At 63.1% G+C, this 19,977-nt stretch carries 20 protein-coding genes; 19 read left to right on the top strand and 1 reads right to left on the bottom strand.

The features are described 5' to 3' along the window. From dnaA to ACSYAO_RS00075, 15 genes are all read left to right on the top strand, one after another. Nucleotides 1-1,332, top strand: a complete 1,332-nt coding sequence (gene dnaA / locus ACSYAO_RS00005) for a chromosomal replication initiator protein DnaA (RefSeq protein ID WP_005411730.1) — start codon at nucleotides 1-3, stop codon at nucleotides 1,330-1,332. 275 nt (nucleotides 1,333-1,607) lie between these two features. Next, nucleotides 1,608-2,708: a DNA polymerase III subunit beta gene (gene dnaN, locus ACSYAO_RS00010; protein WP_005411731.1), complete on the top strand. Its 1,101-nt coding sequence runs from the start codon at nucleotides 1,608-1,610 to the stop codon at nucleotides 2,706-2,708. 991 nt (nucleotides 2,709-3,699) lie between these two features. Then, nucleotides 3,700-4,794, top strand: coding sequence for a DNA replication/repair protein RecF (gene recF / locus ACSYAO_RS00015; protein ID WP_049462892.1), 1,095 nt, complete (start codon nucleotides 3,700-3,702; stop codon nucleotides 4,792-4,794). Nucleotides 4,795-4,906: 112 nt separating this feature from the next. Continuing rightward, entirely contained in the window at nucleotides 4,907-7,366 is a 2,460-nt protein-coding gene (gene gyrB, locus ACSYAO_RS00020) for a DNA topoisomerase (ATP-hydrolyzing) subunit B (RefSeq protein ID WP_032128508.1), read from the top strand. A 67-nt stretch (nucleotides 7,367-7,433) separates the two neighbouring features. Next, the gene (locus tag ACSYAO_RS00025; protein WP_049399023.1) at nucleotides 7,434-8,279 is read left to right on the top strand and encodes a CPBP family intramembrane glutamic endopeptidase; all 846 of its coding nucleotides are present in this window, start codon (nucleotides 7,434-7,436) and stop codon (nucleotides 8,277-8,279) included. Nucleotides 8,280-8,350: 71 nt separating this feature from the next. Further along, the gene (locus ACSYAO_RS00030; RefSeq protein WP_032128510.1) at nucleotides 8,351-9,157 is read left to right on the top strand and encodes a M48 family metallopeptidase; all 807 of its coding nucleotides are present in this window, start codon (nucleotides 8,351-8,353) and stop codon (nucleotides 9,155-9,157) included. A 132-nt stretch (nucleotides 9,158-9,289) separates the two neighbouring features. Then, nucleotides 9,290-10,477, top strand: a complete 1,188-nt coding sequence (locus tag ACSYAO_RS00035) for a tetratricopeptide repeat protein (protein WP_049462891.1) — start codon at nucleotides 9,290-9,292, stop codon at nucleotides 10,475-10,477. Between the two features lie 143 nt (nucleotides 10,478-10,620). Continuing rightward, nucleotides 10,621-11,289 carry an energy transducer TonB gene (locus ACSYAO_RS00040; RefSeq protein ID WP_049420917.1) on the top strand — a complete coding sequence of 223 codons (669 nt, stop codon included), beginning with the start codon at nucleotides 10,621-10,623 and terminating at the stop codon, nucleotides 11,287-11,289. A gap of 94 nt (nucleotides 11,290-11,383) precedes the next feature. Then, on the top strand, nucleotides 11,384-12,145 hold the full coding sequence (gene exbB / locus ACSYAO_RS00045) for a TonB-system energizer ExbB (protein ID WP_004132614.1): 762 nt from the start codon (nucleotides 11,384-11,386) through the stop codon (nucleotides 12,143-12,145). Nucleotides 12,146-12,207: 62 nt separating this feature from the next. Continuing rightward, the gene (locus ACSYAO_RS00050; RefSeq protein ID WP_005411739.1) at nucleotides 12,208-12,633 is read left to right on the top strand and encodes an ExbD/TolR family protein; all 426 of its coding nucleotides are present in this window, start codon (nucleotides 12,208-12,210) and stop codon (nucleotides 12,631-12,633) included. Between the two features lie 3 nt (nucleotides 12,634-12,636). Beyond that, on the top strand, nucleotides 12,637-13,050 hold the full coding sequence (locus tag ACSYAO_RS00055) for an ExbD/TolR family protein (protein WP_005411740.1): 414 nt from the start codon (nucleotides 12,637-12,639) through the stop codon (nucleotides 13,048-13,050). A 101-nt stretch (nucleotides 13,051-13,151) separates the two neighbouring features. Next, on the top strand, nucleotides 13,152-14,612 hold the full coding sequence (gene cls, locus ACSYAO_RS00060; RefSeq protein WP_049462463.1) for a cardiolipin synthase: 1,461 nt from the start codon (nucleotides 13,152-13,154) through the stop codon (nucleotides 14,610-14,612). 40 nt (nucleotides 14,613-14,652) lie between these two features. Continuing rightward, the gene (locus tag ACSYAO_RS00065) at nucleotides 14,653-14,922 is read left to right on the top strand and encodes a hypothetical protein (RefSeq protein WP_049462457.1); all 270 of its coding nucleotides are present in this window, start codon (nucleotides 14,653-14,655) and stop codon (nucleotides 14,920-14,922) included. A 9-nt stretch (nucleotides 14,923-14,931) separates the two neighbouring features. After that, a complete protein-coding gene (locus ACSYAO_RS00070; RefSeq protein ID WP_005411743.1) occupies nucleotides 14,932-15,675 on the top strand; it encodes a pyridoxine 5'-phosphate synthase in 744 nt (247 codons plus the stop codon). A gap of 101 nt (nucleotides 15,676-15,776) precedes the next feature. Then, a complete protein-coding gene (locus tag ACSYAO_RS00075) occupies nucleotides 15,777-16,868 on the top strand; it encodes a PA0069 family radical SAM protein (protein WP_024958794.1) in 1,092 nt (363 codons plus the stop codon). A gap of 148 nt (nucleotides 16,869-17,016) precedes the next feature. On the opposite strand, the gene ACSYAO_RS00080 is transcribed toward ACSYAO_RS00075, so the two are convergent. Beyond that, entirely contained in the window at nucleotides 17,017-17,322 is a 306-nt protein-coding gene (locus tag ACSYAO_RS00080) for a hypothetical protein (protein WP_138970112.1), read from the bottom strand. Between the two features lie 497 nt (nucleotides 17,323-17,819). On the opposite strand from ACSYAO_RS00080, the gene ACSYAO_RS00085 reads away from it, so the two are divergent. From ACSYAO_RS00085 to ACSYAO_RS00100, 4 genes are all read left to right on the top strand, one after another. After that, nucleotides 17,820-18,233: a hypothetical protein gene (locus ACSYAO_RS00085; RefSeq protein WP_223224687.1), complete on the top strand. Its 414-nt coding sequence runs from the start codon at nucleotides 17,820-17,822 to the stop codon at nucleotides 18,231-18,233. An 18-nt stretch (nucleotides 18,234-18,251) separates the two neighbouring features. Next, entirely contained in the window at nucleotides 18,252-18,575 is a 324-nt protein-coding gene (locus tag ACSYAO_RS00090) for a hypothetical protein (RefSeq protein ID WP_149908947.1), read from the top strand. Nucleotides 18,576-18,584: 9 nt separating this feature from the next. Further along, a complete protein-coding gene (locus tag ACSYAO_RS00095; RefSeq protein ID WP_049462453.1) occupies nucleotides 18,585-18,851 on the top strand; it encodes a hypothetical protein in 267 nt (88 codons plus the stop codon). Nucleotides 18,852-19,454: 603 nt separating this feature from the next. Next, on the top strand, nucleotides 19,455-19,925 hold the full coding sequence (locus ACSYAO_RS00100; protein ID WP_223224689.1) for a hypothetical protein: 471 nt from the start codon (nucleotides 19,455-19,457) through the stop codon (nucleotides 19,923-19,925). Nucleotides 19,926-19,977: the final 52 nt, after the last annotated feature.

Here is a 19,977-nt window from a genome sequence, read left to right on the forward strand (position 1 = left end):
ATGGATGCTTGGTCCCGTAGTCTCGAGCGCCTCGAAGCGGAGTTCCCGCCGGAAGACGTTCATACCTGGTTGAAGCCGCTGCAGGCCGATCTGCGCGTGGACAGCCTGGTGCTGTATGCACCGAATGCCTTCATCGTCGACCAGGTCCGCGAGCTGTACCTGGCCCGGATCCGCGAACTGCTGGCCCATTTCGCCGGTTTCAGCGACGTTTTTCTTGAAATCGGCTCGCGCCCGCGTCCCGTGGAGGCGCAGAACGCGCCGGTTTCCACGCCGTCGGCGCATGTGTCCAGCGAACCGCAGGTGCCGTTTGCCGGCAACCTGGACAATCACTACACGTTCGCCAACTTCGTCGAAGGCCGCAGCAACCAGCTGGGCCTGGCCGCCGCCTTCCAGGCAGCGCAGAAGCCGGGCGACCGCGCGCACAACCCGCTGCTGCTGTACGGAGGCACGGGCCTGGGCAAGACCCACCTGATGTTCGCCGCCGGCAATGCCATGCGCCAGGCCAATCCGGGTGCGAAGGTGCTGTACCTGCGTTCGGAACAGTTCTTCAGCGCGATGATCCGGGCTCTGCAGGAAAAGACCATGGATCAGTTCAAGCGCCAGTTCCAGCAGGTGGACGCGCTGCTGATCGATGACATCCAGTTCTTCGCCGGCAAGGACCGCACCCAGGAAGAGTTCTTCCACACCTTCAACGCGTTGTTCGATGGCAAGCAGCAGATCATCCTGACCTGCGACCGCTATCCGCGCGAGGTTGAAGGCCTGGAAGCACGCCTGAAGTCGCGGCTTGCCTGGGGCCTGTCGGTCGCGATCGAACCGCCGGACTTCGAGACCCGCGCTGCGATCGTGCTGGCCAAGGCACGCGAACGCGGTGCAGAGATTCCCGATGATGTTGCGTTCCTGATCGCCAAGAAGATGCGCTCCAACGTGCGCGACCTCGAAGGTGCGCTCAATACCCTGACCGCCCGCGCCAATTTCACCGGCCGCGCGATCACCACCGAATTCGCCCAGGAAACCCTGCGCGATCTGCTGCGCGCCCAGCAGCAGGCGATCAGCATTCCCAACATCCAGAAAACCGTTGCCGACTACTACGGCCTGCAGATCAAGGATCTGCTGTCGAAGCGTCGGACCCGCTCGCTGGCCCGCCCCCGCCAGGTCGCCATGGCCCTGACCAAGGAACTGACCGAGCACAGCCTGCCCGAGATCGGCGACGCCTTTGCCGGTCGCGACCACACCACGGTGCTGCATGCCTGCCGCCAGATCCGGACCCTGATGGAAACCGACGGCAAGCTCCGCGAGGACTGGGACAAGCTGATCCGGAAGCTGAGCGAATGATGCACGGATGCCGATGAGGCGTCATCGCACAAAACGGTGCAGAATCCGGTAGCAAGCGCGGGACACGTTGTGGATAAAAATGGCGTCTGAAATCGCGCTGGATTTATCCACAGCTTTCCCCACCCCCTGGGGGTCGGTAATACAGAGGGTTTCGAGGTCTGAAATTCCTTTATTTACAAAGACTTAGCGTTTTTTTCCAGCGATTCTGTCTCTACCAGCACCACCAAGCTTTTGATTTATTCCACATTTTTTAAAGCATAGGGGCACGGAACCACATGCGTTTCACACTGCAGCGCGAAGCCTTTCTCAAGCCGTTGGCACAGGTCGTCAACGTGGTCGAACGCCGCCAGACCCTTCCGGTTCTGGCCAATTTCCTGGTCCAGGTGCAGAACGGCCAGCTGTCGCTGACCGGTACCGACCTGGAAGTGGAGATGGTGTCGCGGATCGCGGTTGAAGATGCCCAGGACGGCGAAACCACCATCCCCGCCCGCAAGCTGTTCGAGATCATCCGCGCCCTGCCCGACGGCAGCCGGATCACCGTCTCGCAGACCGGTGACAAGATCACCGTGCAGGCCGGCCGCAGCCGCTTCACCCTGGCCACCCTGCCCTCCAACGACTTCCCGTCGGTTGACGAAGTGGAAGCCACCGAGCGCGTGGCCATCGGCGAAGCGACCCTGAAGGAACTGATCGAACGCACCGCGTTCGCGATGGCCCAGCAGGACGTGCGCTACTACCTCAACGGTCTGCTGTTCGATCTGCGCGGCGATGCGCTGCGTACCGTCGCCACCGACGGCCACCGCCTGGCGCTGTGTGAAACCGACCTGGCCAAGCCCAGTGGTTCCAAGCGCCAGATCATCGTGCCGCGCAAGGGCGTGACCGAACTGCAGCGCCTGCTGGAGAGCGGCGATCGCGAGATCGAGCTGGAAGTCGGCCGCAGCCACGTCCGCGTCAAGCGCGACGATGTCACCTTCACCTCCAAGCTGATCGACGGCCGTTTCCCGGATTACGAAGCGGTGATTCCGATCGGTGCCGACCGCGAAGTGAAGGTTGATCGCGAAGCACTGCGTGCCTCGCTGCAGCGTGCCGCAATCCTGTCCAACGAGAAGTACCGCGGCATCCGCGTGGAAGTCTCGCCGGGCAACCTGAAGATCAGCGCGCACAACCCGGAACAGGAAGAAGCCCAGGAAGAGATCGAAGCCGACACCACGGTCAGCGATCTGGCCATTGGCTTCAACGTGAACTACCTGCTGGATGCCCTGTCTGCCCTGCGCGACGAGGAAGTCATCATCCAGCTGCGCGACTCCAACTCCTCGGCGCTGGTGCGTGAATCCAGCAGCGAGAAGTCGCGCCATGTGGTGATGCCGCTGCGTCTCTGACAGCAGGCTGTTCCACGTGGAACCGAACGACGCCCGGGATCTTCCCGGGCGTTTTTTTTGCAGGTTCCACGTGGAGCATCGCGATGGCCGGATCTCCTGGTATGGGTGAATGGCTTCCTTGAGATTGCTGGTTGCCGATTGATCCTGGCTGCCCTTCCGATGCAATCGGTGCTGAGCGATTGGAATCAAGGTTGTGAGCGTGAGCGCTGTCCAGCCGCTTTCGATCGAGTATGTCGTTCTGGGTCTTCAGACTGATGCACGTTCCCCGAACTTGCCGGAGGGGTGAAGCAGATCGTGGGTCGCAGCGCTGCGGTTGCTTCATCTGCAGACGCCACTGTCCACAGGTCTCGTTGGGGTCGGATCGGGGCCGGCCTAGCTTCTAAATCTGGGTATAAATCTAAAGCATGGTGGTGATGGTAGGCCCAGATTTCGTGGAGAAATGCATTATCTATTTGATTTTGAAGAGATTTATGCACCTGAAACCCCCTGTATAGAGGCCCCTCAGGCTGGGGGGGAACCTGTGGATAGTTTCGCAGGTCGGGCAAAAGGGCTTTTTTATCCACAGCTTGCCCATACATTGTGTATAAGTCATACAGACCTGCTGTGGACAGCGTGAAACGGCGGGCTCGAATTCCTTGAAATCTGTGGAACCCTACAGGGCATCGCATCCCAGATTTCAAGAAATCTGCGCGGTGTTCGCGCAAACCACCGTCGGGGCACCTGGCGATGCTCGCGGAATGGGGCTGAAATCGCTGAAATCTGAGGGACGGTACCCTGCGCCGCCGCTCAGAATTCAAGGATTCCCGGGCGTATCCAGACCCAGGCGAGCCCAGATGAGGGAGCGCCACCACGTGGGACACGCGTAGGGTTGCCAGGCGGAGGCTTCAGCACAGTGGCGATGTCTGGCGCGGCACGGCTGGCTTGACCGATGCAGTAAGCTGATGGATTCCCTGCCCCTCTACCGCCTTGTGCGGATGGTCTTTCGCGCCCCATGCAGATCCGCCGCCTCGCCTTGCATCAACTGCGTCGTTTCAGTGCGGTGGACCTGTCGCCCCAGCCGGGATTGAACCTGCTGACCGGCGACAACGGTGCCGGCAAGACCAGCGTGCTCGAAGCCCTGCACTTGATGGCCTATGGCCGCAGCTTCCGTGGCCGGGTGCGCGACGGTCTGGTACGCCAGGGCCAGGAAGCTGTGGAAATCTTCGTGGAATGGGACGAACAGCGTGCCCATCACCCGCCCCACCGCCGAAAAGCCGGCCTGCGCCACAGTGGTCAGGACTGGAAGGGGCGACTGGACGGCGAGGATGTCGCACAGCTGGGTAATCTCTGCGCAGCGCTGGCCGTGGTGACGTTCGAGCCCGGGAGCCATGCACTGGTCAGTGGTGGTGGTGAACCCCGCCGCCGCTTCCTCGATTGGGGCTTGTTCCACGTGGAACCGGATTTTCTGTCCCTGTGGCGTCGCTACTCCCGGGCGCTGAAGCAGCGCAATGCCCTGCTCAAGCAGGGCGGGCCGTCGCGGATGCTCGATACCTGGGATCACGAGCTGGCCGAGGCAGGAGAACCACTGACCAGCCGCCGCCAGCACTACCTGGAGCGTCTGCAGCAGCGCACGGTCGCCTTGGCCGCCAGCCTCGCTCCACAGCTCGGTATCCAGGGATTGGAGCTGAGCCCCGGTTGGCGGCGGCACGAGCTTCCCTTGGCCGATGCCCTGCTTCTGGCCCGGGAACGTGACCGGCAGGCCGGGTATACCTCGGTGGGCCCGCACCGCGCGGACTGGAGTGTGGATTTCCACAGCATTCCAGGTCGTGATGCGCTGTCCCGCGGCCAGGCCAAGCTGACGGCGTTGGCGTGCCTGTTGGCACAGGCGGAGGACTATGCGGAACAGCGAGGCGAATGGCCGGTGATCGCATTGGACGATCTGGCCTCGGAGCTGGATCGCACCCATCAGGCGCGGGTACTGGAGCGCCTGCTCAATGGGCCGGCACAGATCTTCATCACCGCCACCGAAACCCCGGCGGCGCTGCAGGAACTGACCCACATCGCCCGGTTCCACGTGGAACATGCACAGATCGTGGCTGTGCCATAGTGGGCACACCAGGGCCGCTCGACCCCGGCTGGTATAATTCGGGTTGGAATCCTTTCATTCTCGGCGCATCGCCCCAAGCGGTGCCCGACCTGCGGAGCCTACGGCAAGCGCAATGAGCGACGAACAGAACACCCCGGCAAACAACGGCAATTACGACGCCAACAGCATTACCGCCCTGGAAGGCCTGGAGGCTGTCCGCAAGCGTCCCGGCATGTACATCGGCGACGTGCATGACGGTACCGGTCTGCACCACATGGTGTTCGAGGTCGTCGACAACTCGATCGACGAAGCGTTGGCCGGCCACGCCGACCACGTTGCAGTGACGATCCACGCCGACGGCTCGGTCTCGGTGTCCGACAACGGCCGTGGTATTCCGACCGGCAAGCACGAGCAGATGAGCGCCAAGCTCGGTCGCGAAGTGTCTGCGGCCGAAGTCGTCATGACCGTCCTGCACGCAGGCGGCAAGTTCGACGACAACAGCTACAAGGTTTCGGGCGGCCTGCACGGCGTCGGCGTCAGCGTGGTCAACGCGCTGTCGCAGAAGCTGCTGGTGGACGTGTTCCAGAATGGCTCCCACTACCAGCAGGAATTCAGCAACGGCGCAGCCGTGACTGCGCTGGCCAAGCTGGAAGCCACCACCAAGCGCGGTACCACCGTGCGCTTCTGGCCGTCGACCGTCGCCTTCCACGACAACGTGGAATTCCACTACGACATCCTGGCCCGCCGCCTGCGCGAGCTGTCGTTCCTGAACTCCGGCGTCAAGATCGTCCTTGCCGACGAGCGTGGCGATGGCCGTCGCGATGACTTCCACTACGAAGGCGGCATCCGCAGCTTCGTGGAGCATCTGGCCCAGCTGAAGACCCCGCTGCACCCGAACGTCATTTCAGTCACCGGCGAGCACAACGGCATCGTCGTCGACGTGGCGCTGCAGTGGACCGACTCCTACCAGGAGACGATGTACTGCTTCACCAACAACATTCCGCAGAAGGACGGCGGTACCCACCTGGCCGGTTTCCGCGGTGCGCTGACCCGTGTGCTCAACAACTACATCGAGCAGAACGGCATCGCCAAGCAGGCCAAGATCAACCTGACCGGCGATGACATGCGCGAAGGCATGATCGCAGTGCTGTCGGTGAAGGTGCCGGATCCGAGCTTCTCCAGCCAGACCAAGGAAAAGCTGGTCAGCTCCGACGTGCGCCCGGCGGTGGAAAACGCCTTCGGTGCGCGCCTGGAAGAGTTCCTGCAGGAAAACCCGAACGAAGCCAAGGCGATCGCCGGCAAGATCGTCGATGCCGCACGTGCACGTGAAGCCGCGCGCAAGGCCCGCGACCTGACCCGCCGCAAGGGCGCGCTGGACATCGCGGGCCTGCCGGGCAAGCTGGCCGACTGCCAGGAAAAGGATCCGGCGCTGTCCGAACTGTTCATCGTCGAGGGTGACTCGGCAGGTGGTTCGGCCAAGCAGGGCCGCAACCGCAAGAACCAGGCGGTGCTGCCGCTGCGCGGCAAGATCCTCAACGTGGAACGCGCGCGTTTCGATCGCATGCTGTCCTCCGACCAGGTGGGTACGCTGATCACCGCGCTGGGCACCGGCATCGGCCGTGACGAGTACAACCCGGACAAGCTGCGTTACCACAAGATCATCATCATGACCGACGCCGACGTCGACGGCGCCCACATCCGCACCCTGCTGCTGACGTTCTTCTACCGCCAGATGCCGGAGCTGATCGAGCGCGGTTACGTCTACATCGGCCTGCCGCCGCTGTACAAGATCAAGCAGGGCAAGCAGGAGCTGTACCTGAAGGACGACCCGGCGCTGGACAGCTACCTGGCCAGCAGCGCAGTGGAAAACGCTGCACTGGTGCCGGCCACCGGCGAGCCCGGCATCGAAGGCCTGGCGCTGGAGAAGCTGCTGCTGGCCTACGCGGCGGCGCTGGATTCGATCGAGCGCAACGCACACCGCTACGACCGCAACCTGCTTGAAGCGCTGGTCGACTTCGTCCCGATGGACCTGGAAAGCCTGCGCGCTGCCGGCGAAGGCGAGGGCCTGGATGCACTGGCCAAGCGTCTCAACCAGGGCAGCCTGGGCAGCCCGCGTTTCACGCTGGAACTGCAGGACGCCAACGATGAGCGCCCGGCCGCTGTGCTGGTGACCCGTCGCCACATGGGCGAACAGCACATCCAGGTGCTGCCGATGTCGGCCTTCGAAAGCGGCGAACTGCGCGCGATCCACCAGGCATCGAAGCTGCTGCACGGTCTGGTCCGCGAAGGCGCGACCATTTCCCGCGGTGCCAAGTCGATCGAAGTCGACAGCTTTGCCAAGGCACAGAACTGGCTGCTCGAGGAGGCCAAGCGCGGCCGCCAGATCCAGCGATTCAAGGGTCTGGGTGAAATGAATCCGGAGCAGTTGTGGGACACCACGGTGAATCCGGAAACCCGTCGACTGCTGCAGGTGCGCATCGAAGATGCTGTCGCTGCCGACCAGATTTTCAGCACGCTGATGGGCGATGTCGTCGAACCGCGTCGCGACTTCATCGAAGACAACGCGCTAAAGGTCGCAAACCTGGATATCTGACACAATCGGGACACGGCCGGTGCGCGGGGAGGCGCGCCGGCCTTCGACTCTTGAACGCAGGTACCTGATGTCCGCATCCGCCCCGGTTTCCGCTCCGCCCCCGGTTCCGCCGGCTTCTGCCGCGCCGCGTGCCGTTTCGCCGTTGGCGGGGTTTTTCATCGACCTGGGTATCGCCGCTGTCACCCTGTTTGGCCTGAGCCTGATCAGCGGCCTGCTATGGGGCCTGTACCGTGGCGTGGTGGTCGGTTACGCGAACGCGCAGGCCGGCGCTGGTGCCCCCGACGCCAGTTCGGTAGCGGCGTCACTGGGCCAGCCGGGCGCGCTTGCGCAGATTCTCATGGCGCTGTTTGCCACCGGCGGCGCCGCGCTGCTGCTGTACTTCTGGCGACGGCCGGCCAATGCCGCCGAGCGCCACGCGTCGCGCCAGGCGCTGCGCCGTCCCTCCACCTGGGGCTGGACCCTGCTGGTGGCGACCCTGATCGTGCTCGGCAGCAATGGCATCGCCTTCCTGGCCAAGCAGTTCGGCATCGAGCCGGTTCCCACCAATCTGGCGCTGATGCAGAGTGCGATCGCGCGCTTCCCGTTGTTCCTGGTGCTGTTCGCGGTGGTACTGGCACCGGCCTACGAGGAGCTGCTGTTCCGCCGCGTGCTGTTTGGCCGCCTGTGGAAGGCCGGGCGCCCGTGGCTGGGCGTGGTACTGAGCAGCCTTGCTTTCGCCCTGATCCATGAAATCCCTGGCACCAGTGCCAACGGCCCGGCCGAGATCGCGCAGCTGTGGCTGGTCTATGGCGGCATGGGTGCCGCGTTCTGCTGGCTGTACCAGCGCACCGGCACACTCTGGGCCGCGATCACCGCGCACGCGCTGAACAACGGCGTGGCGCTTGCCGCGCTTGTGTTCTTCGGGGCAACGTAACGCCGTGTCCGCTTGACGAAAGATTAAGCCGCTACGCTACACACTGCGCATATGAACACGGGGGTGGATCCATGAAACAACTGCTGCTGGCCCTTGTCATCACCACCCTGGTCAGTGCCTGCGCGACCACGACCTCTCCTACCGGCCGTCGGCAGATGGTGGGCGGGGTGTCGCAGGCGCAGCTGGACCAGCTCGGCGCACAGGCGTTCGCCGAAACCAAGCAGAAGGAAAAGATCAGCACCGACGGCCGCCAGAACGGTTACGTGCAGTGCGTGGTCAACGCCCTGGTCGCGCAGCTGCCGCCTCAATACCGTGGCGTACGGTGGGAGACGGCCGTGTTCGTCGACAAGGAGCCCAACGCCTTCGCCCTGCCCGGTGGCAAGGTCGGCGTGAACACCGGCATCTTCACCGTCGCCAAAAACCAGGATCAGCTGGCTGCCGTAATCGGCCATGAAATCGGCCACGTCATCGCCCGCCACCACGAAGAGCGCATCACCCGGCAGATGGGTGCGCAGACCGGGCTGGCCGTGCTTGGTGCGCTGGCCGGCGCGGCCTACGGAGAAGGCGCTGCCAGCACCGTCAACCAGCTCGGGGGCATGGGCGCGCAGACCGCCTTCCTGCTGCCCGGTTCACGCACCCAGGAAAGCGAGGCCGACGTGATCGGCCAGCGACTGATGGCCCAGGCCGGTTTCAACCCGGCGCAGGCGGTCGACCTGTGGCAGAACATGATGGCCGCCAGTGGCGGCCGCAGCCCGCAATGGCTGTCCACCCACCCCGATCCAGCCAACCGTATCCAGGAACTGCGACGCGATGCACCGGGACTGACGCCGGTCTATCAGCAGGCGCAGGCGGCCGGGCTGCGGCCAAAGTGCGGATGAGTGCGCAGTTCTATGCTGTATTGCAGCACATAAAACGATTTCTCACGCCATCTGTTTCTGATACGTTTGGCGGCTCAGATTTTTCTGACAGTCCGACTTTGCCGCTATCCGGCGGTTCGATCGAGGTGAACGATGATTTTCCGTAACCACAAAGCTGTGCTTTCCGTCCTCGTCGCGACCGCCCTGACCGGCGCCGTGGTCACCGATGCCTTCGCGCAGTCCTCGCGTTCCTCCGAGCGTGGCAACCGCGGCGGCAAGCAGGCCAAGGCCGAAGCGCTGTACCCGAACGCGACCCGCGAGGAGCCGACCGTCAAGGCATCGGCCAAGCTGGGCAGCAAGCTGCAGAAGATGATCGACAGCTACAACAAGGAAAAGTTCCCGGAGACGCGCACGCAGGCCGACGCGATCCTGGCTGACAGCGCCGCGAACGAGTACGACAAGTCGCTGGCCGCGCAGCTGGCCTCGCAGGCCGCCTACCAGACCGACGACACCCCGGCTGCCGTGGCCTACCTGAAGCAGGTCCTGCAGTTCAACGGCCTGGACAACAACGGGCACTTCCAGTCGATGCTGATGCTGGGCCAGCTGCAGCTGCAGGAAGACCAGACCGCCGAAGGCCTGGCGACCCTGGACAAGTACTTCGCCGAGAGCAAGTCGACCAAGCCGGAAGAGCTGATCGCCAAGGGCCAGGCGCTGTACCAGCTGGAGCGCTACCAGGAAGCGATCCCGGTGCTGAAGCAGGCCATCGCCGGTTCGACCGAACCGAAGGACAACTGGAACCAGCTGCTGATGGCGGCTCTGTCCGAAGCCGGCCAGTCCGGTGAAGCGGTCAAGGAAGCCGAGGCCCTGGCTGCCAAGAACCCGAACGACAAGAAGGCCCAGCTGAACCTGGCCAGCATGTACATGCAGGCCGACCAGATGGACAAGGCGGCTGCGGTGATGGACAAGCTGCGCAGCAGCGGCCAGCTCACCGAAGAGCGCGAGTACAAGCAGCTGTACTCGATCTATGCCAACACCGAACACAAGGAAAAGGACGTCATCGCGGTCATCAACGAAGGGTTGCAGAAGGGCATCCTGAAGCCGGATTACCAGGTCTACCTGGCGCTGGCCCAGTCCTACTACTACTCCGACCAGGTGCCGCAGGCGATCGATGCGTGGCAGAAGGCTGCCCCGCTGTCCAAGGACGGTGAGACCTACCTGAACCTGGCACGCGTCCTGCATGCCGAAGGTCGCATCCCGGAGGCCAAGCAGGCCGCCCAGCAGGCGCTGGCGAAGGGTGTGAAGAACCAGGCTGATGCAAAAAAAATCATCAACCTGAAGTAAGTAGGAATAACGCCTGAATGCCTGCTCAGTTGATGCGCAGGCGCTCAGGATTGGTATAAGCTTGGAGGTTCCTGCGGTGTCATGCACCGCTGATCAGGGATTCCGCCCCCGGCATCCCGGCCCCACTATTGAGCTCTTGGCGCATGACGGAACAACTAGTCGTTCACCGGTACGAACAACCCGATGACAAGGGGCTGAGCTGGCCTCGCATCGTCGGCATCGCGTTTGTAATTGCCCTGCATCTGGCCGCGTTCATGATGCTCCTGATCCCCGCCGTGGCTCCCAAGGCCGTGGCTGAGAAGGAGCGCAACGTCATGGTGACCATCGTCGACGCGCCGCCGCCGCCCCCACCGCCGCCGCCGCCGCCGCCGCCGCAGGATACTCCGCCACCGCCGGTGAAGAATCTGTCGCCGCCGAAGCCGTCGCCGGTCCCGCCGCCGCCGCAGGCGCCGGTCGTGGACGTGCCGGAACCGCGTCCGAACGATATCGTCACCCCGCCGTCGCCGCCCGCGCCGCCGGCTCCGCCGACCTCGATCGAGGCCAGCGTGGATATCTCCTCGAAGGCCATGAATCCGCCGCGTTACCCGCCGGCAGCCTTCCGCGCGGGTATCCAGGGCGAAGTGATCCTGATCATTGATGTCGATGCCAACGGCAACGTCACCAATGTCACGGTGGAAAAGTCCAGCCGTAACCGCGACCTGGACCGTGCTGCGATGGAAGCAGCTCGCAAGTGGCGCTTCAACGCCGCTGAATCTGGCGGTAAGAAGGCGGCAGGTCGCGTTCGCGTCCCGGTCAACTTTGCGCTGAACTGATGCGTCCGGGTGGCCACCTGGCCACCCCCGCTCCCAGTTCGATTGTTTAGCTTAGCTACACCCTTTATCACCACACACAACAAAGGTAAGCGTCATGCTGCAGGAAATTTTCATCGCCGCTGCTGCCGGGGGCAATCCGTCCAACGCCCTGTCGCAGATGGGCTTCGAGCACCTGATCCACGAAATGACCACCAAGCCGGGTGATTTCGCGGTTTCCTGGGTCGTGCTGCTGACCCTGGTCGTCATGTCGGCCATGTCCTGGTACTGGACCGTCATCAACATCTTCCGCGCCACCCGCCTGAAGAGCGCCGCTGATCGCGTCGTCAGCCTGTTCTGGGATACCCCGAACGCGCAGGACGCCATCCGTGCGATGGAAGAACAGCCGGCTTCCGAGCCGTTCTCCAAGATCGCCCTGGACGCTGCCCAGGCGGCTGCCCACCACCAGCGCGCTGAAGGCGGCGCCACCGGCGGCGTGGGTGAGAACCTGAGCCGTTCGGAGTTCGTCGACCGCGCTCTGCGTCAGGCCGTGACCCGCGAAAGCAACAAGCTGCAGTCGGGCATGACCCTGCTGGCCACCGTCGGCGCGACCGCTCCGTTCGTCGGTCTGCTGGGTACCGTGTGGGGCATCTACGGCGCGCTGATCAAGATCGGTGCCACCGGCTCCGCTTCGATCGACGCCGTTGCAGGCCCGGTGGGTGAAGCGCTGATCATGACCGCGATCGGTCTGTTCGTCGCGATCCCGGCCGTGTTCGCCTTCAACTTCTTCAGCAAGATCAACAGCGCGACCATCAGCAAGTTCGATACCTTCGCGCACGACCTGCACGACTTCTTCGCCACCGGCTCGCGCGTCCGCTAATTGCGGCGCGCGTCACCCAGCGACGAACGTAAGTAGTCACCAAGATCTAGACGGAGCCCGTTATGGCTTTCAGTAGTGGTAACAGCGGCGGCCCCATGGCCGACATCAACGTTACGCCCCTCGTGGACGTGATGCTGGTGCTGCTGATCATCTTCATCATCACGGCGCCCCTGATGTCCCACAAGGTCAAGGTGGATCTGCCGGAAGCCAACCTGATCCAGAAGCCGGAAGATGCTGAAAAGCGTTCCGGACCGATCACCCTGGCAGTCAAGGAAGACGGCTCGATCTACTGGAACGACGAAGAAATCAACAAGCAGACTCTCGAGTCGCGCTTGGCGACCGCCGCCCAGCAGACCCCGCAGCCGCCGCTGAACCTGCGTGGTGACCGCACCACCAAGATGCGCGTCATCAACGACCTGACCAAGGTCGCGCAGGAGCAGGGCATGCTGGACGTCGGCTTCGTCGCGACCAAAGAAAAGGGGCAATAAGCCATGGCATTCAGTAGTGGTGGTGGCAAGGGCCCCATGGCAGACATCAACGTCACGCCCCTCGTGGACGTGATGCTGGTTCTGCTGATCATCTTCATCGTGACCGCGCCGATCATGACGTACCCGATCGCCGTGGACCTGCCGCAGCGCGTGCTCAACCCACCGCCGCAGCTGGTCGAACCGCCGCCGCCGATCGAACTGAAGATCGACGCCAGCAACCAGGTCTCGTGGAACAACAGCCCGATCAATACCAGCGAGCTGCAGCAGCGGATGGAGCAGGAGGTCCAGCGTGACCCGACCAACCAGCCGGAACTGCGCATCGACGCCAGCCCGGATTCCGAGTACGACGTGATGGCCAAGGTTCTGGCCGCCGCGAAGAATGCTCAGATGAAGAAGATCGGTTTTGTGCAGCAGTAAACGCTACACCGCAACACAACAGTCATGACGCGACTGCAGACGCCCCTGGAAACAGGGGCGTCTTTTTTATGCCTGACGGTCTGGACCGTTATGATCGGCGGATGCTCGCCCTCTTCGACTCCCTGCGCCATTGGCTCGACGGCATCGCCCACCTTGGCACGATCCTGGCGGTCGCCTATCTGCTGTACCTGTTCGCGCTGGCGGGCTGGATCATGCTGCAGAAGCGCGAGCCGGTGGCCACGCTGAGCTGGATCCTGTCGCTGGCGCTGCTGCCCTACCTGGGTCTCTTCATCTACTACCTGCTGGGCCCGCAGAAGGTGAAGCGGCAGCGCCTGCGCCGTGGCCGTGCCCGCTCGGGGATGGAGCACTACAGCGATGTCTGCCCACCCGACGCCGACTGCACCGAGCTGGCCAAGATCGCGCAGGCCACCACGGGCCTGGCGCCGAGCAGCGCGACCGAAGTGACCTGGCTGGTGGATGGTGCCGCTACCTACGCCGCTCTGTTGGAAGCGGTGGCGCAGGCTCGCGATCACGTGCACCTGGAGTACTACATCTTCAATCCGGACCATGCCGGCACCGCCCTGCGCGACGCCCTGGTCGAGCGCGCCCGTGCCGGCGTGCAGGTGCGCCTGCTGCTGGATGCAGTGGGTTCTTCCGCCTTGCCTCGCCGCTTCCTGCAGCCGCTGATCGATGCCGGTGGCGAGGCGGTCTGGTTCCATCCGCGGCAGCTGCTGAAGCCGTTCAAGCGGCCGTGGTTGAACCTGCGTACGCACCGCAAGCTGGTGATCGTCGATGGCCGGCTGGCCTTCACCGGTGGCATCAATATCACCGACGATGAAGACGAGAGCCGCAAGCCGAACGCCTACCGCGACCTGCACATGCGCATCCGCGGCCACGTCGTGCGCAGCCTGCAGCTGGTGTTCGCCGAGGACTGGCTCTATGCCAGTGGCCAGGATCCCTCGCGCATGGACATTGCCCGTCTGTGGCCGGCTGACATGCCGCTGCGCGGCGATGGTGCGATCAACGCCCAGGTGCTGGTCTCCGGCCCGGACTCCGGGTGGGAAACGATCCACCGCCTGCACGTGGCGGCCATCCAGGAAGCACACGAGCGCGTGTGGCTGGTGACGCCCTACTTCGTGCCGGGCGAAGCGGCGCGGATGGCGCTGACTTCGGCGGCACTGGGTGGACTGGACGTGCGCCTGCTGGTGCCGAAGATGAGCGACTCCTGGTTTGTCACCCAGGCCGCGCGCTCCTATTTCGACGAACTGCTGCACGCCGGGGTGAAGATCTACGAGTACGGCCCGCGCATGCTGCATACCAAGGCTTTCATCGCCGACGACGATGTCTGCATCGTTGGCAGCGCCAACTTCGACCACCGCAGCTTCCGCCTGAACTTCGAGCTGTCGATGATGATCAGCGACCGTGACCGCGTCGCCGCTCTGGCCGGGCTGCTGCAGGGAGAGTTCGACCGCGCCACCCGCGTGCACGACCAGGCTGGCCGTTCGCTGTGGCTGCACCGCCTGCCCGAGGCCTTCGCCCGGCTGGCCTCGCCGCTGCTCTGACGCAGCGCTACACTGCGGCGATCATCCGGGGAGCCCGACTATGTACTGGTTGTACCTGCTGCTGGCGCTGGGCTGTTTCGCCTTCGCCCTGAAGACCCCCAGCGCCGCATTGATGACCCTGTGCCTGCTGGCCGCCCTCGCCTTCCTGCTGGCCTGGGTGCGCGGTCGCTACGTGGCCCGCTTCGGCGACCTTCAGCGGGACCCTGCCACCCTTGTCGATGCCGAGGAGCTGCGCCGCCTGCGCGAGCAGGCCCAGGCCCGCCGCGATGCCGACGCCAACGACCACGATCCGTCCCCTCTTTCCAAGTAGTTCCGTTCCATGACCCAGCTCAGCGTCAACGTCAACAAGATCGCCGTCCTGCGCAATTCGCGCGGCGGCGCCGAACCGGACGTGGTGCGCGCCGCCCAGGCCTGCCTGGATGCCGGTGCACATGGCATCACCGTGCACCCGCGGCCGGACCGCCGCCATATCACCGCCGAGGACGTGCTGGCGCTGTCCACGCTGACCCGCGCGCGTGGTGTCGAGTTCAACATCGAAGGCAACCCGTTCGCACCGCCGCGCGAGGGCTACCCAGGCCTGCTGCCGCTGTGCGCGCAGACCCGCCCGGCGCAGGCGACGCTGGTGCCGGATGGCGATGGACAGATCACCTCCGACCATGGCTTCGACTTCGAGCGGGATGCCGAGCGGCTGCGACCACTGGTCGCCGAACTGAAGGCGATGGGCTGCCGGGTCAGCCTGTTCGTCGATGCTGGCAACCCACTGCTGGAGCAGGCGGCCGAAGTCGGTGCAGATCGTGTCGAGCTGTATACCGGCCCCTACGCCGAAGCACACGCGGCCGGAGACGCTGCGGCGATGCTGGAACTGTTCGCCACTGCGGCGCGGCGGGCGCAGGCGGTGGGCCTCGGCGTCAACGCCGGGCACGACCTGTCGCAGGACAACCTGCGCGATTTCCTGGCTCACGTGCCAGACGTGCTGGAGGTGTCGATCGGCCACGCGCTGATCGGCGAGGCGCTGTACGACGGCCTGGATGCCACCGTGCGCGGGTACCTGGCGTTGCTCTGACCGCTCCCCTGTAGCGTTGAGCCATGCTCGACGCAGCACCGCGCTGAACCCTTCAGGCAGCCGTCGCAGCCATTGAGACGGCTGCGGCGTAACCTGCCGCAATGGGTATCGCGATCAAGGGCCGAGGTTCCACGTCCCACCTTGCCGGGCGCTTTGAAAGCACCGTCAGCGAGGCGGTGGACGACGGCTGGGCGGTCGATGAGAGCGAGGAATTCCTCGCCCCACGTCTGCGCACTGAAGTACGTGCCGAGACCGCACGCAGCATCATCAGCCGCAACACCTCACCGGACGTCGGCTTCAGCCAATCGGTGAATCCGTACCGCGGTTGTGAGCATGGCTGCTCCTACTGCTTCGCGCGCCCCTCGCACGCCTATCTGAACCTGTCGCCAGGCCTGGACTTCGAGACCAAGCTGTTCGCCAAGACCAATGCGCCGCAGCTGCTGCGCAAGGAGTTGTCGAAGCCGGGCTACGTTCCGCAACCGATCGCGCTGGGCATCAACACCGATGCGTACCAGCCGATCGAACGCAAGTTCAAGCTCACCCGCCAGCTGATCGAAGTGATGCTGGAAACCAAGCATCCGTTCTCGCTGATCACCAAGAACGCACTGGTCGAACGTGACATCGATCTGCTCGCACCGCTGGCGGCGGAGAACCTGGTCAGCGTGCATTTCTCGGTGACCTCGCTGGACCCGCATCTCTCCGCAAAGCTGGAGCCACGCGCGTCGGCGCCGCATGCACGGCTGCGTGCGATGAAGCGCCTGCATGAAGCGGGTATTCCGGTGGGTGTGATGGTGGCGCCGGTGATCCCGTGGATCAACGACAGCGAACTGGAAGCCGTGCTGGAGGCCGCGCACGATGCTGGCGCCAGCACCGCAGGCTACGTGCTGCTGCGCCTGCCGCTGGAAGTGGCCCCGCTGTTCCGCGATTGGTTGGACACCCATCATCCCGATCGCGCCGCGCACGTGATGAGCACCATCCAGCAGCTGCGCGGCGGCAAGGATTACGACAGCCAGTTCGGCACCCGCATGCGTGGCCAGGGCGTGTATGCCGATCTGTTGAACAACCGCTTCAAGCTGGCGCGAAAGCGTCTCGGCTTCAATGCGCAGAACAGCCATTGGCCGAAGCTGGATTGCAGCCGGTTCCAGAAGCCGCTGCCGCCGAAGAAGGATTCGCCGCAGGGAAGTCTGTTCTAGAACGCTGGACCGCTGCCCGGCTTACCGGCAACAATCTGCGCTTGGCCGGATGGCCTGCAAGCCAGGGAGGGATGCAGATGGATGACCCAGGATCCGTGACAGTGCGATGCCGTTCGCTTGACGACGAATCGGTTCGCACATGAAGCGCTCACATGCCTTCAGCTGTGGTGCGTTTCTGCTTTTCTGTGGTACCGATGCAGAGGCTGCCCGTGCGTTTGTGGTTGAAGACGCTGCCATGCGCGACCCCACCTGCCTTACGGTCGAGCCGCGCCAGCGGCTCTTCGCTTGTCACCAGATCGTTGCCGGGGACAGCCGAGTGATCGGGCTGAGACGATTCCGCTCGTCGTGGAGGACCGACCGTTCCACCTTCAGCAAGCTCACGATCCAGCTCCCCGCTGATGCGAAAGCAGGCGACCGGTTCTCTGTCCCAAATGATCGAGTACGGATGTTCCATAGCAGAGGGTCCAGCGCGTTTGCCGGAAAGACGGGCTGCTACGCAGTGCCGGTCGCAGGGCAGATTACCGTGGTTTCCGCAGGAGACTCCGGCATCGAGGTCCAGGTCGATGCAACGTTTCGCTCTGCAAGCCCACTGCAATGGCCGGGAGAGTGCGAGGCACCGACCACAGTGTCAGAGCATCTGAGAGCCCAGCCAGTGTCTCTGGAGCAGCTTGATGCATGGACGGGAGTGCATGATCCGGAGGCATCCCCCTTCGAACAGGCACACCCCTCCAGACGTTCGCGCAACTGAATCCGCACGAACGTGCTGTACATGATGAAACGCACTCACTGCTTCCACGCCAGTGGTCTCCTTCTCTACCTTGCGAGCGTGCAGGTGGAAGCTCGCTCCATTCAAGAATGCATCATCGTTCCGCAGGCCGCGATCGTCACTGACATGCCGGCTGGCCTGGACGAGTTCGAACAGCGTCTGTGGATGGCAGATACAGGTCAGAGGTGCGCAAGGGCACCGATACCCTCCTTCTGCTGCGCCTCTTCTCGGAGTCGCCAGGCGTGATCGACTCCCAGCAGTACATCAAGATCACAGGCAGCTTGAAGCGATACGCGCCCTCGTCGGAAGGGACGCCGGAGGTAGTGGATGCACGCCTCACCAGTGGCGGCGCGGGCTTTGTGCACAAGGGAGACAACTGGCTGTCCGATTCAGTCGACGTAGAACTACATCAGCCGCATGAGCGCGATAGTCGGATGGAAGTCAAAGTGACGGCTGTCGGGTGGAACAGTTATCGAAAAGAAGACCGTTCCTTCTATCTCCAGTTCACCTGTCAACTGAAGGAAGTCCCTGTCGAGAAGCTCAGTGCCTGGCAAGGAGGAAACGACGATCTCTGGGGATCCTTTGGTCCCACCCGATAGCCGGGTGGAACTGCCTGCGTGCAATCACTTCTGCGACGACTGGCAATGCTGAAAATAGAAATTTATTCCCTGAGGTTCTACTCACGACTGGACGAGGATGCGTTCTTCTCCAGGTTGAACCAGATTCCGGGCGTGGTGTCTGTCGAAAGGTTCCTCAGGACGATCAACGTCTGTGTTGATCCGTCGGCTGTGGATGACGAAGGTATGAGAGAGTTGATTTCGCTGTTCCAGCGCTATGGAATAGACATGCGCCAGCTGCGGAAACTGGAGACGGGAGAATTCAGCTCATGGATGCGGAACAGATCCGCCTACTGGTTCAAGTCGATGTATCCGGACCCGTGAGCACATGACATGAAGATCATCTACTGGCTGGGCATCGCGTTCCTGTGGATGCTTCCGTTGAACGTTCTGTTGCTGACGGGCGGCAAGCTGATCTCCGGCGACGCGCTTGGAGAAGAAGAGCTCGTTGGTTTCGGTGTGGCGGTGTTCGGCGCTGTGGCAGGCGGGATTCTCTATCGCCGTCGCCCGCGGTGGCGTCGAGCCCGCCCGACTCTATCTGGAGCGAAGTCGAGCAAGCTGGACTCTATTTGCCACGGCCGCTTGCAACAGCCAATCTGAGGCTGATGGCTTTCGGGTTCTGGAAGCTGCAACAGCTAGCATGGAAAGCTTGGAGTTACGCGTACTGGCACCGCGTTCTGAGGGAAAATGCTGCCTCTTCTGACATCGATTCTCGGCGGTAGTACCGCGGAGGCAAGAGCGGAAAGAGGAACCTCATGCCGGCAATTCGTACATGCAAGAAGATCATGATGCCGCAGATGTCGGGACAGAGAGTCTAGACGGCGAGTTGTCGAGCATGGGTCCATGCATTGCACACGGGGGAATGATGAAGTTTATACTTTGGGCACCTGTAGTCATATTTGCCCTGTTGTCGTTGAGAGCAACTGTCTTCGTCGTCTATCAAGGGGTAAGTGGATCTCCTTTCGGGGAAGAGGAAATCACTGTCGCTGGGGTTGGGTTGGTCTGCGGCTGGATTGCCTGGGTCATGTACAAAACCCTGATCAGACCGTGGAGGAAGCCGAAGCCCTAATGTAGAGCTGGAGTTGGTGGAGGTATCAACTATTCCCCCGGCGGTGGAACTTCCACTGAAATTGGTATTGGAATTGGCGGCGGTGCGTCACCGGGTGAGCTGTCTAAGAAGGATGGCGATTGGGGGAATGGTTGGTGAAGAAGCAATCATTGGCTCATTTGCTTCTATACGCTGTGATTGCGGCCCTGATAGGCGGTACCTATCTTTCAATGTTTGGATCCATCGGAGGTGGCGATTGGACCGGAAAGCCAACAGAAGCAGAACTGCGCGCTGCTACCGATACCTTTGAACTCCCTTCAGGGGTTCATCCCACGAGCGTTAAGTTCTTACCGAAGGTCACGTTCCTGGGGGCCGTCTTCGACGCCGAACTCGAATCTGATCCAGAGCAGATCGCCGCTTTCTTCATCAAACAAGCCGCAGAGAAGCGGTGGCGACTGCAGAAAGACAAACGGCAGCGCCATTACAGATTGATGGTCTTCTGCGAGGATCGCCTGGCGCGCTCGGTAGAGCTGACGACAAGAGGCAGTACGGTGAAGCTCTATGGAGGGACCTACTGGGAATCGGACAGGGGCGGCGACTACTACTGCTCTCCTGAGGCCCGGTAAACCACCGACGGCATAACGAACTTGCCTGGATATCGGCCCCAATCGGGAGGAG

Source organism: Stenotrophomonas sp. STK16_22, assembly GCF_051984505.1.
Taxonomy (GTDB): Bacteria; Pseudomonadota; Gammaproteobacteria; order Xanthomonadales; family Xanthomonadaceae; genus Stenotrophomonas; species Stenotrophomonas maltophilia_A.